This is a genomic window from Austwickia sp. TVS 96-490-7B (assembly GCF_019331795.1).
Classification (GTDB): Bacteria; Actinomycetota; Actinomycetes; order Actinomycetales; family Dermatophilaceae; genus Austwickia.
In genome coordinates, this window is the sequence record NZ_JAHPZL010000001.1 from 178,717 (window position 1) to 194,610 (window position 15,894).

Annotated in this window: 15 protein-coding genes and 2 pseudogenes; 7 read left to right on the forward strand and 10 right to left on the reverse strand. The window is 60.8% G+C overall.

The window, feature by feature from the left end:
- Nucleotides 1-123 precede the first annotated feature (123 nt).
- Nucleotides 124-561: a hypothetical protein gene (locus KEM60_RS00810; RefSeq protein WP_219105598.1), complete on the reverse strand. Its 438-nt coding sequence runs from the start codon at nt 559-561 to the stop codon at nt 124-126.
- Nucleotides 562-976: 415 nt separating this feature from the next.
- Between KEM60_RS00810 and KEM60_RS16780 the strand changes: the two are divergent.
- A pseudogene (locus tag KEM60_RS16780) lies at nt 977-2,238 on the forward strand (IS1634 family transposase).
- A gap of 494 nt (nt 2,239-2,732) precedes the next feature.
- On the opposite strand, the gene KEM60_RS00825 reads toward KEM60_RS16780, so the two are convergent.
- Together KEM60_RS00825 and KEM60_RS00830 are read right to left on the reverse strand one after the other, a co-directional pair.
- Nucleotides 2,733-2,936 (reverse strand): hypothetical protein, encoded by a 204-nt coding sequence (locus KEM60_RS00825; RefSeq protein WP_219105601.1) that lies wholly within the window; start codon nt 2,934-2,936, stop codon nt 2,733-2,735.
- A gap of 881 nt (nt 2,937-3,817) precedes the next feature.
- Nucleotides 3,818-5,029, reverse strand: coding sequence for an MFS transporter (locus KEM60_RS00830; protein ID WP_219105602.1), 1,212 nt, complete (start codon nt 5,027-5,029; stop codon nt 3,818-3,820).
- A gap of 253 nt (nt 5,030-5,282) precedes the next feature.
- Between KEM60_RS00830 and KEM60_RS00835 the strand changes: the two genes are divergently transcribed.
- Together KEM60_RS00835 and KEM60_RS00840 are read left to right on the forward strand one after the other, a co-directional pair.
- Complete coding sequence (locus KEM60_RS00835; RefSeq protein ID WP_219105603.1) at nt 5,283-6,269, forward strand: Abi family protein; 987 nt, start codon at nt 5,283-5,285, stop codon at nt 6,267-6,269.
- A gap of 71 nt (nt 6,270-6,340) precedes the next feature.
- Nucleotides 6,341-6,832, forward strand: a complete 492-nt coding sequence (locus tag KEM60_RS00840; protein WP_219105604.1) for a hypothetical protein — start codon at nt 6,341-6,343, stop codon at nt 6,830-6,832.
- 344 nt (nt 6,833-7,176) lie between these two features.
- Here KEM60_RS00840 and KEM60_RS00845 read toward each other — a convergent pair whose 3' ends face one another.
- The 4 genes and pseudogenes from KEM60_RS00845 to KEM60_RS00860 form a co-directional block, all read right to left on the reverse strand.
- Nucleotides 7,177-7,701: a hypothetical protein gene (locus KEM60_RS00845; RefSeq protein WP_219105896.1), complete on the reverse strand. Its 525-nt coding sequence runs from the start codon at nt 7,699-7,701 to the stop codon at nt 7,177-7,179.
- A gap of 892 nt (nt 7,702-8,593) precedes the next feature.
- A pseudogene (locus KEM60_RS00850) lies at nt 8,594-8,839 on the reverse strand (DDE-type integrase/transposase/recombinase); the annotation flags it as partial.
- A 144-nt stretch (nt 8,840-8,983) separates the two neighbouring features.
- Complete coding sequence (locus KEM60_RS00855) at nt 8,984-9,205, reverse strand: hypothetical protein (protein WP_219105606.1); 222 nt, start codon at nt 9,203-9,205, stop codon at nt 8,984-8,986.
- A 126-nt stretch (nt 9,206-9,331) separates the two neighbouring features.
- On the reverse strand, nt 9,332-9,622 hold the full coding sequence (locus tag KEM60_RS00860; protein ID WP_219105607.1) for a hypothetical protein: 291 nt from the start codon (nt 9,620-9,622) through the stop codon (nt 9,332-9,334).
- Between the two features lie 117 nt (nt 9,623-9,739).
- On the opposite strand from KEM60_RS00860, the gene KEM60_RS16325 reads away from it, so the two are divergent.
- Complete coding sequence (locus tag KEM60_RS16325) at nt 9,740-9,865, forward strand: hypothetical protein (RefSeq protein WP_255574095.1); 126 nt, start codon at nt 9,740-9,742, stop codon at nt 9,863-9,865.
- Between the two features lie 5 nt (nt 9,866-9,870).
- Here KEM60_RS16325 and KEM60_RS00865 read toward each other — a convergent pair whose 3' ends face one another.
- The 3 genes from KEM60_RS00865 to KEM60_RS00875 all read right to left on the reverse strand — a co-directional run bounded on the left by KEM60_RS00865 (nt 9,871) and on the right by KEM60_RS00875 (nt 12,659).
- Nucleotides 9,871-10,116: a hypothetical protein gene (locus KEM60_RS00865; RefSeq protein ID WP_219105608.1), complete on the reverse strand. Its 246-nt coding sequence runs from the start codon at nt 10,114-10,116 to the stop codon at nt 9,871-9,873.
- A 415-nt stretch (nt 10,117-10,531) separates the two neighbouring features.
- A complete protein-coding gene (locus tag KEM60_RS00870; protein WP_219105609.1) occupies nt 10,532-12,010 on the reverse strand; it encodes a sodium:alanine symporter family protein in 1,479 nt (492 codons plus the stop codon).
- Nucleotides 12,011-12,287: 277 nt separating this feature from the next.
- Nucleotides 12,288-12,659: a DUF2249 domain-containing protein gene (locus KEM60_RS00875; protein ID WP_219105610.1), complete on the reverse strand. Its 372-nt coding sequence runs from the start codon at nt 12,657-12,659 to the stop codon at nt 12,288-12,290.
- A 258-nt stretch (nt 12,660-12,917) separates the two neighbouring features.
- On the opposite strand from KEM60_RS00875, the gene KEM60_RS00880 reads away from it, so the two are divergent.
- The 3 genes from KEM60_RS00880 to KEM60_RS00890 all read left to right on the forward strand — a co-directional run bounded on the left by KEM60_RS00880 (nt 12,918) and on the right by KEM60_RS00890 (nt 15,865).
- Nucleotides 12,918-13,592 (forward strand): metalloregulator ArsR/SmtB family transcription factor, encoded by a 675-nt coding sequence (locus KEM60_RS00880; RefSeq protein ID WP_219105611.1) that lies wholly within the window; start codon nt 12,918-12,920, stop codon nt 13,590-13,592.
- A 46-nt stretch (nt 13,593-13,638) separates the two neighbouring features.
- Entirely contained in the window at nt 13,639-14,244 is a 606-nt protein-coding gene (locus tag KEM60_RS00885; RefSeq protein ID WP_219105612.1) for an HPP family protein, read from the forward strand.
- Nucleotides 14,245-14,371: 127 nt separating this feature from the next.
- The gene (locus KEM60_RS00890) at nt 14,372-15,865 is read left to right on the forward strand and encodes a polysaccharide deacetylase family protein (protein ID WP_219105613.1); all 1,494 of its coding nucleotides are present in this window, start codon (nt 14,372-14,374) and stop codon (nt 15,863-15,865) included.
- Nucleotides 15,866-15,894: the final 29 nt, after the last annotated feature.

Consider the following 15,894-nt stretch of genomic DNA (forward strand, 5'->3'; position numbering starts at 1 on the left):
TACGACGGTTCTACTTTGGGCGTTATTTACGAGGCATTTCTAGGTCATTCTTGGCTACCACCCGATTCGGTAGAGCTCGAGTCGGGTGATGAGGGCGAATCGCCCTCACCATACGACGGTTCATCAGATATAACGACGAATGCTGTCTTTGAAGCTTTTCTGTAATGCTTCAGAGTCGGATTTTCCCACATTCACTCCGAAGAAGACTCTGCCTGCTTCCGCCAGTTTTGAGCTAAAGGCCTCCGGGTCGCTAATTGACATATTATGCAAGAAACCTACGACATCGAAAGGTTCTTTACGACGGAAAGCGTTACCGGATTCTGCTCGGGTAAGAAGCTCTGCTAATGGGCGCAGTTTCGGTTCGTTTGCGGGGTTGGGGGGCCATGTGTAGGGCCTGCCGGAATACTGGGCGAAGAACTGGTCCAGCTTCGGTGAGTGAAACATCCCGTCCATGAAGCATCCCCCTGCCGTCGCGGCGTCGTCGCTCTGCGCTGAGGCTGCAACGCGTGCCAGTTTGGGTGGTGCCCACGCTGACGAGACCGCTCCGATCGACATGCTCACGATTCGTCTCCTTGACGTAGACGGCCAGTCACTTGCTCATCGACAGCGAACGTCACTCATCGAGGTCTTTAGATGCCGAGGTGAATGAGCCGAGGGGAAAGAGCGGCGAGACGTCGGTCTGGAGCGTGCTCGACGTAGCTGGCCACGAGGCATGGCCACTCAAAAGAGAAAGAAGGAAAGAAAACCTAGCGGACGTCCGACATTCGCTGAGTAAGCACCTGACGGTGCGCCGTAGGGGGGCCTTTACTCGTTCACCGTATCGTGGGAGGTCCTGACTTGCGCAGGTGGGGTTGGATTTTGTGGTGCTGGCTGGTTTTATTGCTGTTCAGGGCCCTGTGGGGTGGGGTGTTGACACACTAAGCTGCCCGGGGTGAGCCCGTTCTTGCCGAAGGTGAAGACTGCGTCGGGAGCGAGCATGGTCCAGATAGCTGTCCGTCAGGGAGGCCGGGACAAGGTTGTGGAGCATTTAGGGCTTGCTGCGGGGTTCGCGACCGCGGTGGTGACCGGCACGTGTAGTCGCGTGTTGGCTGAGGTGGTCGCTGCGGCCTATGACCAGTTCGGCTTCAGCCAGCCTGGGCGATGAGGGGTTCTTCCCACTGGTTCTGGCGCGTCTGGTTGAGCCGACCTCGGTCCGTGACAGCCCCCGTGTCCTGACCGAACTCGGGGTTCGCCCCCCGACACCGCAACTCGCTCTTAGCCGCGTTGCGGTGTGCCCACGAGCGGGACTACCGTGCCCGAATCGCGTCAGCGTGTTTCGCCCACGCTTGAACTCACTCAGATCTGAGGCTGGTCTTGTATGACGTGACCACGTTGTACTTCGAAGCCGAACACTAAGACTCCCTGCGCAAGGTCGGGTATTCCAAGGAGCGGCGGGTCGATCCCCAAGTCGTGATCGGTGTGTTGGTCGACCGGCGTGGATTCCCCCTAGAGGTCACCTGTTGGGAGGGCAACAAGGCCGAGACCGCCACGAACCTGCCCACCGTGCGCGCACCCCAGGAACGCCACGGCGTCGCGGACATGGTCGTCGTCGCCGACGCCGGGATGCTGTCCGCGACGGACCTCAAAGAGCTCGACGCTGCAGAGTTGAGATTCATCGTCGGATCCCGCCAGACCAAAGCACCCGCCGACCTGTCATCCCACTTCCGCTGGCACGCGGACACGTTCACCGACGGGCAACTCATCGACACCATCACACCCCGTCACGCCGCCACACCCAACGAGAACGCCCCCAACCCCATGGCCGAACCGGTGTGGGATCCGGTGATGCACCCAAAGTCATGGCGGGCAGTGTGGGCCTACACCACCAAACGAGCTGCCCGTGACGGGCGCACGTTGACATTGCAGAAGAACCGCGCCAAAGCCGTCGTCGCAGGCAAACGCGCCGCCCACACCCCACGGTTCGTCACCATCCACAGCGACACCGCGGTCCTAGACGAGGCATCCCTACCCCGCGCCCAACACCTGGCCAGGTTGAAGGGCTACGTCACCAACATCCCCGCCACCGCCCTAGCCGTAACCCACCACCTGCAGCAACGCACTCAACACAGCATCAACAACATCTCCCACACCCTGCGCCCCCTACACGACGCGACCATCCACATCGCCAGCAACGAAGCAATCACCCAAACCACCATTCCACCCCAAGCCCAAACCATCCTCGACGCCTTAACCCACTAAACCTGTGCAAGTCAGGCCAAAATCTCTGGGTGTTGAGATGACCGCTAGAACCCGCTATGCGTGCGACAGGGGCAGTAAGTCATGCCGAGCCCGGCGACCGTGACCCCGCCCTAGGGGGCCACCAGCAAGGTAACAGGCACAGTGCTGGAGTTCCGCCACTGGCCCCGCTGCAACCGCAGAGGACCATAGTCAATGGCTAGGCCGGGGACACCGAAGAAAATAGGCGATCGTCCAGCAATGAGTCACCGGACTAGCCGATCACCGCGACCCGGAGCAATATGCCACGCCATGCCATACGTGGCGCCTCGAACCTAACGGGCTACAGGGCTCCACCGCGCGCGAGAGCGCGTGGACAGCTCCGAAACAATGGCCTCAACCGCCGCATGTGTTCCACTCCTACCGTGGATGTACGCCAGTACGCTCTCAGCGCCACTCGCGGAGTCATAAAGCCGCCCGATCTCAGCTCGAACATCGACAACTTCCACACCGTCTACTTAGAGAGCAGCCTCGCACCCTTGCAAACCATCTAGCCGCCACACCCCTTCAGGTGAGGACAAGAACCATTGAAACGCAACATCGGGGACCCCCGCTTCGCGAATCGGCCTGGGGAGACTGCCCAATGCACTGGCTACTAGCGCCGCCTTTACCATGTCGAAGCCAGCAGCTCGCAACAACAAGTCGCCAATGTAGCCATCCATTCTGCCATTCACCTCTAGGATGTGTGGCTCGGGACTGGTGAGCTTTACCTCCGCGTGAGTGACGCCATCTTGCACACCCAAAGCAGCCAATTCGCAGTCTACCAGATTTAACAAAGCTCCACGTCGAGTAGAGTCGAGCGCGGCCGGAAATACGTACCCGCCCTCCCGAAATCCTCGGGGTCCCCTTATCCGTCCAGTAAGTCCAACATGCGCTCTATCACCCCCGGCACTGATCGTCTCGACTGAGACGTAGTCAGCGAACGAAGGATAGGGACAAAGGCCCTCGAGTAACTCTTCAACAACGAATCTAGCCTGGCCTAAACCGCATAAGTCCACTTCAGCGAAAAGCCGAGAGAAATCCCCTAAAGTGTCAAGCCTCGCACACCCAGCGCTGCCTACCCCGTCGATGGGTTTGATAAATGCGGGCGCGCCTATATTGCGGAGGGCGGCCGCAGCCCCATCTCGATCGCCGACCACCACACTTGTTACCATGTCAACGCCAGCCTCGGCTAGACAATGTCGCTGCAAAGACTTATCACGCAGCACAGACGCTGTATCCTTGGAAAAATTTACGGCAAACCCAACAGGTCTGCCACAGCGGCTGTCAATAAAATGCAAGACTCACTGAACGTGGTGATACCAGTGGGGTGAAAGCGTGACAGTTCCTCCGCGATGCCCCCGGGAGACTTGCCTTGCGAGTTGACCACTGCGCCCGCTAAGGAGAGCGAGTCGAGTGCTTTGGCGACATGAGGATCAGTGAAATCCGCAACGAAAACGCAGCGGCCCAATTTTCGGAAGCACCTGCTGATCCGTAAGGGATCCGCACCCTCAAGTCGTACATGACTGCGATGGTTGTGTGGTGAAGCGCCACGGCACACCTTTCATTCCTCGTGGATCTTACCAGAGGCTACAAGAAGTAGCATGGCGCTAAACCAAACAACCTGCATGGTGCCAGCTACGATAAACGGAATATTCGAGCCGAACCGCTCTGCAAGTATGCCTCCCAGAAATGCCCCTATGGGCACACTCCCCGCCCCGACTAGTCTGAAAGAACCATTAACTCGCCCCAACATTGCAGAAGGAATAATCCCTTGCCGAAGCGCCACCGTAAGAACCTGGTATATTGTGGTGCCGAGCATTAGGCAAAAAAACATCACGGACGCAACCCATCCCGTATGCGACATCCCCGTCGCGACGCAGGCGACCGCTGATACCAGCTGCGCTGAAATCGCCGCAGGCAGTACACCGTAGTGCTTTGCGAATCGGTGAGCCACTAGGCTGCCTAGGACGCCGCCGAACCCACCAACAGTCACGAATACGGAGTACTGAACCGCATCCAGGCCCAGGTGATCAGAAGCAAAGAATGCCTCTAGAGCCATAACTGCCCCGAAAGATAGGTTAATAACGCCTAGGCTGCTGGCCAGCACTATCATGAGAGAATCACTTCTTAGATAGCGAAAGCCTTCGCGAAGCATCTCCCCAGCGGAGCCTCCCGCCGAACTTTCAGTCTGCACCCGGGGCAGCGCCGACAAGCAGAATATGCCACCCAGAAAGCTAATCGAATCCACAAAGAAAGGAATTCCCATGCCCATGGTGAACAGGAACCCGCCCAGTGGTTGCCCGACCGACGTGCGAAATATAAGGTTCGACGCTTGCAGTTGACCGCCCGCTCGTGCAAGTTCAGATCTATCGACAAGTGTTGGAAGCATCGCCTGATTGCCCACTCCAAAAAGAACCTCCCCAAGCCCCAGCATGCCTCCCATTAAAACGAGTAACGGGTAAGAGACAAGGTCCATCACAACCATCACAGCGAGAAAAGCGACGAGAACGCACCGGGCCGCGTCCACAGCGATCAGCATGTCTCGACGGACCACCTTGTCGGCGACGACGCCGGCTACCGGTGAGAGAAGTAGTGGCAAGGTAGCTACTGCTGTCAGCGCACCCAGCTTTACCGGATCACGCGTGACAGCCAAGCCAAGCAGGGGCAACGCCGTAACACGAACCCCATCGCCTAGAGCCGAGATCGCGGTTGCGGCAAGGTACCACTTAAAAGGCCCCACTCGGAACCTTCCTTCCTGCGTCAGCTCATTCATTGTGGTCTCCACACGGTCGCCCCCATCCGATCACACCTGCGGGGTTTGTGTCCTGACTACGGTCGCTAATGACCATTCCACCCCAAGCCCAAACCATCCTCGACGCCTTAACCCACTAAACCTGTGCAAGTCAGGTCTGATGTAAAGCAGCTTTACAAGCGCGGTATAGTTATCGCATTAACACCGGCCCCTCTGTCGACGGCAACGTCGTCACGGGCCGGTTTTCATGTCTTGGACAGGAAAGCGGCCAGGCGTGACTGCCCCATACCGCAAGCCCCATCTGAGCGTTTCGGGGCAGGTCTGTCTGCTTCGCCAACGCGGTCTAGTCGTTGTCGACGTCGTCGCGGCGGAGCGGCTGCTCGGCGCCGTCGGCTACTACCGCCTCTCGGCGTACACATACCCGTACCGTGAGTTCCTTCCTCCTGGCACTCAGCCGGAGTCACGGACCCAGTTTCGTGCCGACACGATCCGCGCTGGCACCACCTTCGAGCAGGTCGCCGCGCTCTATGAGTTCGATCTCCGTTTGCGTCGGCTGTGCCTCGCAGCTACGGGAACGGTCGAAGTCGGCCTGCGCACGCGGGTAGCTGACGTCCTCGGTGCTCGTGATCCGTTCGGGCATGCGCATATCGAAGCGTTGGACCCAACAGCCTGCCGCACGACCATCCGTGGCGGGCGAACTCGCTTCGATGCTTGGCAGTCCAGGTCGGAGCAGCTTCTTCGCCAGGCGCGCAATGAGGACTTCGTCGCGCACTTCAAGCACAAGTACGACCCGCCCCCACCCGTGTGGGTCGCGTGCGAGACCTGGGACTTCGGTGCATTGAGCCGAGTGATGGGCCTGCTCCGCAAAGGTGACGCCATTACCGTCGCGAGGTCTGTCGGGGTCGAGAACGGCAGCCTACTGGTGCACATTGCCGAGGGACTCAACATCGTCCGCAACATCTCCGCCCACCACGGCCGGCTCTGGAACAGGACGCTCACGCAGAGCATGCGCAGATTCCAGCCAGACGATGTGCCCCACGAATTGAGACACCTGACCAGCATCCGCGCCCGCGGGAGCGTTTATCCCTGGTTGACCTGGCTGGCTTACCTCTCCAAGTCGTTTAACCCGACCGTCACCTTCCCAAGCGAGGTCAGGGCGCTGGTCGAGACACTGCAGTCGTTGACGGGCTTCGCTCCAGTCGTCGACATGGGCTTCCCCAAAACGTGGCGGCAGGAGCAGATATGGCGCCCCGGAACCTGACTTCAGGCCCTGCTGCTCTCCTTGGCCTCAAGGTCGCCTATGAGCAGCTCTCGTAAGAGTGGCCATCCCAGTTGGAAATTCAAAAGCTCTCCAATTTTCTGCCAGCGGCGGGCATCGACATGCGGCTTCCCTTCACCAAGGGGCCCGATGGTCCCTACGCCGACGACCTCCGCAAGAGCCTGCGCGACATGGAAGGCCACTTCGTCTGCGGCTTCGGCGACGGTACCTCTCGGCCGCTGGACCTCGAGCCCATCGAGGTGACGAGCGCAGGTCGCCAGGCACTGGAGCAGGCTCTGGCCGAGGATCCGACAGCTCGCGAGGCGTTCCGGCGCGTCCTGGAGTTGGTCTCGGGCTTCGAAAGCGCCTATGGGCTGGAGCTGTTGGCATCGGTGCACTGGGCTACGACGCAAGACGGCGCGGCTTCACCCCAAGAGGCAGGCCAGAGCGTCCGCGACTGGACGACCCGCAAGGCCACGCTGTTCACTCAACCTCACGTCGCCGCAGCCTGGCTGGCTTTGGATCACGGAGGGTGGCTCCAAAGCGTGCCACAGCCCGTGGCCTGATCAGGCACGCGCTCTTCGTTCGGTGCGCCTCATGCTTACTTCAGGTATCGTCGCTGGCTTGCCCGCGCACTAGTTCAAATCGACCCCAATAATGGCGGCGAACACGGCGGCCCGGCCGCGAGGGTGACCAGCGTCGATGCGGGCTCGGCGCCGAGCAAGCCAATAGCCAGGATAGCTATGCCGGCTAGGAAGAAACGTCTCCACCCTCATGGCATGGTCGGCTGCCGGTTGGTCACGGGTGCAGCATCGCAGCTGCATACCATCTGGTGACGAACATGCGAATGGGCCGGTGGGTCAGCGGCTGCCACTGCCTTTCGCTTTCCATTCAACTTCAGCTGTAATCGCTACATCCGAAGCACAACGTCGCGCATCATCACACGCTCACCAACTTGGACGAGCAACTCTCCGCCTACCCCTTCTGAGCGGGACCAAACGAGAAACTGGACGCCTCCACGGTGGCTTCGCACTGAAACCTTTGACACCGCCTCCCGATACAAGTCAAGCCATTCTTCATCGCCATCGATACAGCGGATGGTCGCGGAACCAGCAATCTCATTCCACGTACAGGTGACGCTGCTTCCGTCTTTCGCCCACGCTGTCACAGATGCAACGCCAGGCTCTTCAGAGACCTCGACAACGACACCGAGTTCGCTGAGGTCATCCAACTGTGGAACCTCGACCTGATCTGGCATCACACACCGCCCTTCAGGATCACTGTCGAGAGCCGAAGTCCATCGTCGGTCACCTTCCCACGTCGACTCAAACTTCGGGAAACCACCAGGACCCGAGAACACCGAGCCACGGATCAGGTCGACGCCATCACCAGCACACAACGCCTCGAGAAGCTCGGACAGGGCAGACTGTGGCATGGCCCCATCGGTGGACCCCTTCATTCAATGAGTACTCGGCCGTACACACCGAAGATCGCGCCGATGGCCCGCTACGCCCTCACGCCGCGCCGCCAGCCCTCAAACCTCACCACTCCCAGACACTCTCCTGACTTTTGACAATCGCTACCCTCGCAGTTCAAGGGCACTTTTCAGGTCACAGCACGCTCACAACCATGAAATCTCCGGGCTAACCCCGGCGCCTGCCAGACCGTCTCCCTCCCATTTCCTGCTACCCGCGATGGCCAGCCTTGCTTCACACCAGGCAGAAGATCGTCCACGCTATTTGCGTCAACACCGAACTGTTCAATCCAGAGAGCTAGCTGCAGCTGGCGCCTCCACGAGCACCGCCGCGATGGGGCGCGTCCGCGCCGATCAACGCTGGGGCTTGGGTCGCGTCGCATCGGTCTGCACCTTCAAGGGGGGCTGGGGCCCACCGGCTGCTACTTGGTGCGTCAGTTCGGCTTGACGAGGTTACTCTCCGGCAAGCAAGTGGGCATCGCCATCGCAACGTCGGCTCCTGATGGGTTCAGCGCGGAGACGGCCGCGCTAAACGCACTGACGGCGGTCGTGCGGACGGCGCTGGGCGACCTAGCCGTGGGCTGCTGAGAGCCTTGCGACCAGGTCGGATTCCGAGCGATTGGCGCCGCGATCCCCACCGCGTCATGAGCTGGCTGCCGTAGATGATAACCACGGCGTTGATGCCGCCGACGCAGTGGGCCACGCCCTTGCCCGTGCACTGCATCGTGTAGTCCTTGTGCGTGACCGAGCTGTACGCCGTTATCTGGCCGTCTAGACCGTCCAATCTCTCGCCCACGTACTTGGACCAGACGATCGCGGCTCGGAGCTCGTCTGGGGTGCGTCACCGCTGCCGGTTCAAGGCGGGCACGAATTGTCGTGCCTGGAACTGCGATCCGCGCTGCGAATATCCGAGGCAGCTGGCCACGTCCCCGCGGCGTGCTACAGCGTTGTCCAGCGCATTCACCGCCAGTCGCGCTTTCATCCGTGAGTCCATCGAGTAGCCCACGATCCGGTTAGAGCACACGTCCTTGACCGCGCACAGGTACAGCTTGTCCTCATCGGTGCGGTGCTCAGTGATGTTGGTCAACCACAACTCGTTCGTCCGATCAGCCTGTTCAACCTCAGCTGCGGTGACCGGCGCGGCTAGCCACCGGTAGCACTGCGCACGAGACACGTTCAGCACCCGGCAGATCAGCGTGACAGGGATCTCGCCATCGGCAAAGTATTCGGACCACCGGGGACATCATTTTCCAGGCAGGTTCGCCTGCGAGAGATACCCCGCAGCCCGACGCAACACCTCATTCACCTGCTCCAGCAGCCCGTTCCGGCGCCACAGATCACCCAGCCCAGCCAACTCACTCACAGTGACACCCGAGCGAGCACCGTTCTCGATATCGGCCTTGAGCAGCCACGTATCCAACGTCATCTCGTGAATACCGAAGCCCCTCGCGATCTGCGCCAACATCACTCCCGGCTCCCGGTGACAGACCACCTGGACAACATCGTCACAAAAACTCCTAAGGAAACACCTCAGGCATGCGCCCTCTCCTTCCAAGCCCACCAAACAAGTGCGCCACGGACAGTTCCTCCTTCAAAGCAACACAACCTGCGGCGAAACCACAGAACGAGCTTCGATAGTGCCGAAGTCGCCGACTAATGTGAACACGCCTTCTTGGACTTCGAAGGAATCCATGGATCCGTAATCGCGCTCTCCCGTTTCGTCGGTGGCTGCGGGGTTTCCCTGGCCCGACCACCTCAAGTCGGTAACGCGGATCAGTCGGATCCGTAGCCTGGTGGTAGCAATACTGGTCGCCGGGCTCTTGCGGGTCACAGGGTTGCCGTAAGGGTCGACCCTGACGCCATCGACATTGCGAATCTCCACGTGTGGCCCAGCGCCACCTGGAGCCCTCGGACTGCCTTGTTTGATAGTAAGCCGTACAACTCCGTTTGAATCGATGTACGTCACCGGCCCTGTTGAAGTCTGACTACGGAGCCATCCTTGAGTGCTCCCACAATCGTCAAACTGCGAGGCGGTGGCGCGCTCACCCCGCGTGATCTGGCCTCGGACAAGGCCGCCCTCCTTGCCCAGCGAACTCGCCAGCCGATCCCCACCCGGCCAGAGTGACAATCTCACTCGTAGACCAGCCCCGCGGCGACGGCCATGGCCATCACCTGCCAAGTCCCCTCACTCGGCGGCTCAACGCCCTGGTTGGCGAAGTATCCGTCCATGTCAGCAATCCAGGCTGCCAGAGCTTCGAGGAAGTCCTCAATGCGGACCATTTCTACCTCGCGTTGATTGAGGCTGACCGCCCTCGCCAAGCCGTCCAAGTAGCGAACCAGATCATCTCTAGTGCGAACATCCGTGGGGTCAATCATGGCCAAACGCCTCCTCCGCCGCGAACTCGTACGACGTTCCGCCGTTGGTAGTGCTGAACTTCCATGCCTCGTTGGCGGCCTCAGAGGGGGTCGCCATCCTGTATGGCACGTCTACCCCAGCTTTCTGGAACGCCAGGAGTCGGCGGTGGTCAAGCTGAACAGATTTCTATCGCGTTCAACCAGCCGGATGGCTGGCACATCAGAGAGTACTCCCAGGGGCTCACCGGTCACGGTGTCGTGAACGACACCGTGACCGGGTCGTCATACCGATACCTGTGATACCCCCACACAAGTTCCTGCGTCCCACATCTGACCCAGCGCTCCGCACCGTGTCACACACCACGACACATCACCCACAACACCATGCCGAAGCCCCCATCAGGGGACTCCGGCACGGTGAAAATCAAGCCTGCGCTTAGACCCGAGCGGCCTCGCCATCAGAACCGTGCGGCGAGTTAGCGACGCCTTGAGCGTGGTCGCTGTGCCAGACATCACCGGGGATGTCATCAGGAACGTGTTTGTTCCCAGACAGGTCAAACACCCGCGACATCAGTGATCCGGGCTGAGCTTCGAAGTCTCGCAGCGCACCGGCGGCGTACCGTCCTAGCAGGACCAGCGCTGTCAGGTTGATCACGGCCATCACGGACATCGCCACATCCGCGAGGTCCCACACCAAACCGAGCTTCTGCATGCCTCCCCACAGGGTGGCCACGACCACCAGGATTCGTATGGCGAGGTTGCCGGCTTTCCCACCGCCGATGAAGTCCTGATTGATCTCGGCGTAGGCGTAGTTACCGAGGATCGACGAGAACGCGAAAACGAAGATGAGTACCGCCATTACTGGGTTGACCCAGGTGCCCAGTTCGGAGGCGACTGCGGTCTGCGTCAAGGTGTCTGCTGCGGACTTCTGTGTAACGCCAGCGGTGTAAATCTCCGGCCCGGCGAGCAGGATCATGACGGCGGTCGCGGTGCAGACCACGATGGTGTCGACAAAAACCCCGGCTGACTGGATCAACCCTTGGTGCACTGGATGGCTGGTGGTGGCGGTCGCAGCGGCATTTGGTGCCGAGCCCATGCCCGCCTCGTTGGAGAACATTCCCCGCTTCACGCCGTTGAGCAGGGCGGCAATGATGCCACCGAGAGCCCCGGCGATCGCCGGTTCCATACCGAAGGCCGCTTTGAAGATCAGAACGATCTGTGCAGGAACGTCAGTGATCCGCAACGCCAGGACCGCGACGGCCAGCAAGACGTAGATCAACGCCATCAACGGCGCCATCCACTCGGTGACTTTTGCGACCTGACGGATCCCACCGAAGATCACCAGCGCGGTCAACACGGTCAGACCGATAGCGACATAGACCCTGTCCAGACCCCACGTGCTGGAAACCACACCGGTGATGGTGTTGGCTTGGACCCCGTTGAAGCTGAATCCGAAAGTGAAGACCAGGGCGGCGGCGAAGACCACCCCGAAGGTCCGCGACTTCAAGCCACGCTGGATGTAATAGGCAGGGCCACCACGGAACGATCCGTCTTCGTGCGGGATCTTGTAGAGCTGAGCGAGGGTCGCTTCGACGTACGCCGTGGCCATCCCCAGGAAGGCCATCACCCACATCCAGAAGATCGCACCGGGACCGCCCAAGGTGAGCGCGATGGCCACCCCAACGATGTTGCCGGTGCCGACCCGGCTGGCCAGGCTGATGGCGAACGCCTGGAACGAACTGATCCCTTGGGCACCGCCGTTACCTCGGCTGGAGAAGATGATCCGCCACATATTGCCGAGATGGCGGAACTGCACGCCGCGCGTCACGATCGTGAAATAGATCCCAGCGGCGGGCAGGCAGACAACCAGCAGCCAGGTGAGTTTGTCGTTAAGGACATCGACGACGGATTGCATGGTGGCACTCCAGGTGTGCGTAGGAGTGGACAGGGCTCAAAGCGGAAGCCTAAGGCCGACCGAGACATGCGTTGACCGCGTGATCGACTTCAGCGCCTCTCCGGTGCCCTTCATGAACAGCGTCGATAGCACTTACCTATGGCGGACTTCCTTGCGGGAGAAGCTACCCCGCGGCAGCGAAATCAGCTTCTCCCTGTGAAAACTTCTTCACCAAACTGGAGATCCAGCACGTCCGTCCATCCGTGAACGGAACGGACAGAACAGCGCTGTGACACCATCAACTACGGATGAACCGGACCCGATACGACACGCCCTGGAGCTCGTCTTCATCCACGGATTCGGTGACCACTGTGTACTCACCGGGAAGTTGCTCAGCAAGCAGATCTGCGACCGGCTCAGGGTCCTGATCCGTCACCACCACCACTGACTCTTGCGAAGGCAGACCAATCAGCACCCCAAAAATTGCTGATTGACGAATCACCGGGTCAATCGTCCGGGCGTCAAGCAACGGAACATACTGCACCGTGTGTCCGCCACAACCGCCACCACTGCCGCAGCCACCCTGGCCATCGCATCCTGGGGCTTCGCTGCCGCATCCACCAGCCGGTGACGTCGTGGTCGATTCAGCTTCGACGATCTGATCCGCCATCGCCCTCTCCCCTTCGAACTCGTCGATGACGTCGAGCTCACACAGGTCGACGCCTGGGACCGGACACCTGCCACGGTTCCTCGCGCATCGTACCCGGACAGCTGCTATTCCTGGACTGCCCACAGAGACGGTCGTTACAGTGCGCCCGTGAAAAGCAGCAGATCAGCCGACGACGGCGTCCCCCCACCCCCGGGCCAGGAGGAGCCCCTGGGGCCACGACCTGCCGCGCCCCGGAGAGATCCCCTGCTGCATTTATCTGTGCCACGTGCCGCGGTGTGGGAAACCCTCAGCCGGTTTTCCCGACCGGTGACCGTGTTTGATCTGGCTGACGCGTGCCATCAGCATCCCAACACGGTCCGGGAGCACCTCGACGCCCTGGTCCGGGCCGGACTAGCAACCCGGGCCACCTCGCCAGCTCGGGGTCGGGGACGACCTGCCATCCTCTATCGGGCTGATCACTGGGAGACCCAGCGACCTGACACCCGCGAATTATGCGCTTTAGCCGACTTGTTGATCACCCAGCTCGAGGAGACGGACCTGGACCCTCAGGACTGGGGCATCCGGGCGGGAATCCGCCGGGGCATGTCCTTGGCTGAGCCTTCTGCTCCTGGCGTCAATGCCGCCACTGCGCGCGCCCGAGCGCTCTTGACGGAGCAGGGATATTCTCCTGCTGACGCGCCAGATGGCACGATCGCGCTGCGAGAGTGCCCCCTGCTCAGCATCGCACGTCGCCACCCCGACGTGGTCTGCTCACTGCACCGCGGCACCCTGCTAGGCATCTATCGTGCTCACGGTGTCGACACAGCCCGTGCCATGAAACTGACTCCCTTCGCCCGCCCGGGATGTTGTCTCGTCGAGATCCCCTGCGACTCAGGCAGCGCTTCCGTGGGTCCTGCGCCGCGGGCAGGCACCACGCCAGGACAGATCGGGTGACAGACTGGGCCAGCCAGAACACCGTTGCTTCAGGAGTGTGAGAAGGATGCTCGTCCGCGAGATCATGACCGCGCCGGCCCTCAGCGTGCGCGCAGACTCAGACCTCGAGGAGGGACTGAAAGTGCTCGCCGAGCACCGAGTCACCGCCATCCCCGTTGTCGACGACGAGCACCGGGTCATCGGCATCCTCTCTGAGGTTGACATTCTGCGTCGTGCAGTGGAGCCCGATTCTCGGGCGCACGCGCTTCCCGTGGCACAGAGCGAGCCGCTGCCTAAAACGGTCGGGGAGATCATGACGCCTGACCCGAAAAACACCACTGAGGGGACCGATGTTGCTTCCCTCATCGACCTGTTCACCCACACCTCGATTAAGAGCCTCCCGGTGGTTCGGGACGACAACCAGTTGGTCGGCATTGTCAGCCGCAGCGACGTGATCCGTGCCCTGTGGCGTGACGATGAGGATCTTCTCGACGACTTGCACTCCGCGTTCCACGATTACGGCCAGACTCATTGGAAGATCACTGTCGATCACGGCATGGTCGAAGTCGCAGGCGCCGGGAATGCCACCGAACGTGAAGTGGCCGTTGCCATTGCACGTTCCGTGCTGGGAGTACGCCGAGTCCACGTCGTCGAGGCTGACCAGCTCGCCTGAAAACTCCTGTGCGGCATCCGTTCCCGTGATTCACCGGGATCGGATGCCGCCACCGGCGGAGCGGTCCACAGCGTCAACCCGGGACAGTACTCAGGCTGTTCTCGGCAGCGCACCCTACCGTTGAGTTATGCGTCGACGCCTTCCAGCGTTTTTGTTGTGCGCAGCTTTGGCTGCCTCGACAGCTGCATGCTCTGTGTCCGAGAAGAAGAGCAACGTGCCTGCCGCTCAAAGCGGTCAGGCTATGACCCGTTCCCAACCGGTCAACTGGGCTGGTGGCGGCCCTGACGAAGTGTTGCTTTCCGGGGACAGCTCACAGCATCTGTCACACAATGACCCCGCACTTCCTGCGTCGGTCCGCTGGCCCGGCCTCACAGGCGCAGCGGATCTTGATAGGACCCTTGCCGACTGGGCCAAAGGCGAATTCGATCGCTTCTTGCGAAGTCACAAACCGTCGGCCAACAATCCCCCTGAATTATCGGCCTTTGCCGTACCCATCCTCGCCAGCGGCGATGTGGTCGGCGTTCGCTCTGAGACCGGACTGTTTGGCAGCGGGACGCACAGCCAAATCAGTCATCGCACCTGGTACGCCGACACCAAGTCCCGGCAGGTGTGGGGTGCCACCCAGCTGTTCGATAAGGACAAACTGGGTGACGTGTGGCGCCTGATGATGACGTCCTTAACCCAGTCCGGACACAGCCCCACCACGACCAAAGTTAAAGTCGACGACACCGTGCGTGACATGTGGTTCACCGATCAAGGTGCCGTGGTGATGTCCCTCGACCAAGGGACGGTCCTCCCGTTGGCTGACGGGGTGAAGACCGTCGTACTGGCCCGGAAGGACACCGATCCGCTGCTGTCCGCTGCGGGCAAGCAAGTCCGGGACGCCACCACCAAACCCACTGTCTACCACCCCACCTCACCGACTTCTGGGAGCACGACCACACCTGGAAATAGCACCCCGAACGGCGCAATCTCCCCAACTCCCAGTGGCACCCCCACACCAGTGAAAAACAGCACCGACTGTGCTGTCGCCAAATGTGTCGCGTTGACTTTTGACGACGGTCCCGGCCCGCAGACCAACCAACTGTTGGACACCTTGGAGCATGCCGGGGTCAAAGCGACTTTTTTTGTCGTCGGTCAGAGCGTCGCTGCCGCCCCTGAAGTCGTCCGCCGCGAAATCGCGATGGGCATGGCCGTCGGCAACCACACCTGGGACCACCGTCAGCTGACAGAACTCAACGCCGTCAAACAGCAAAACGAAGTGGATCGCACCAATCAGCTACTTCAGTCGATCATCGGAACTTCACCGACGATGATGCGACCGCCGTACGGTGCATTTAATGCGAAGACTCGCGCCCTCGGCTCGTCGATCGTGCTCTGGGACGTCGACACCGAAGACTGGAAGAATCGCAACACCGCCGTCACCACTCGTCGAGCCCTTGCCACCGCACGCAATGGATCGATCATCTTGATGCACGATGTGCACCCCAGCACCATCAATGCAGTGCCCGGAATCATCGCCGGGTTGAAGCAGCGCGGCTTCACCCTGGTCACCGTCCCTGAGCTTCTCGGGACGATGACTCCGGGCAAGGCCTACTTCAGCCGCGGCAATATCACCTGACCTGGAAGCTGCGCGACCTTCCGCCAGAT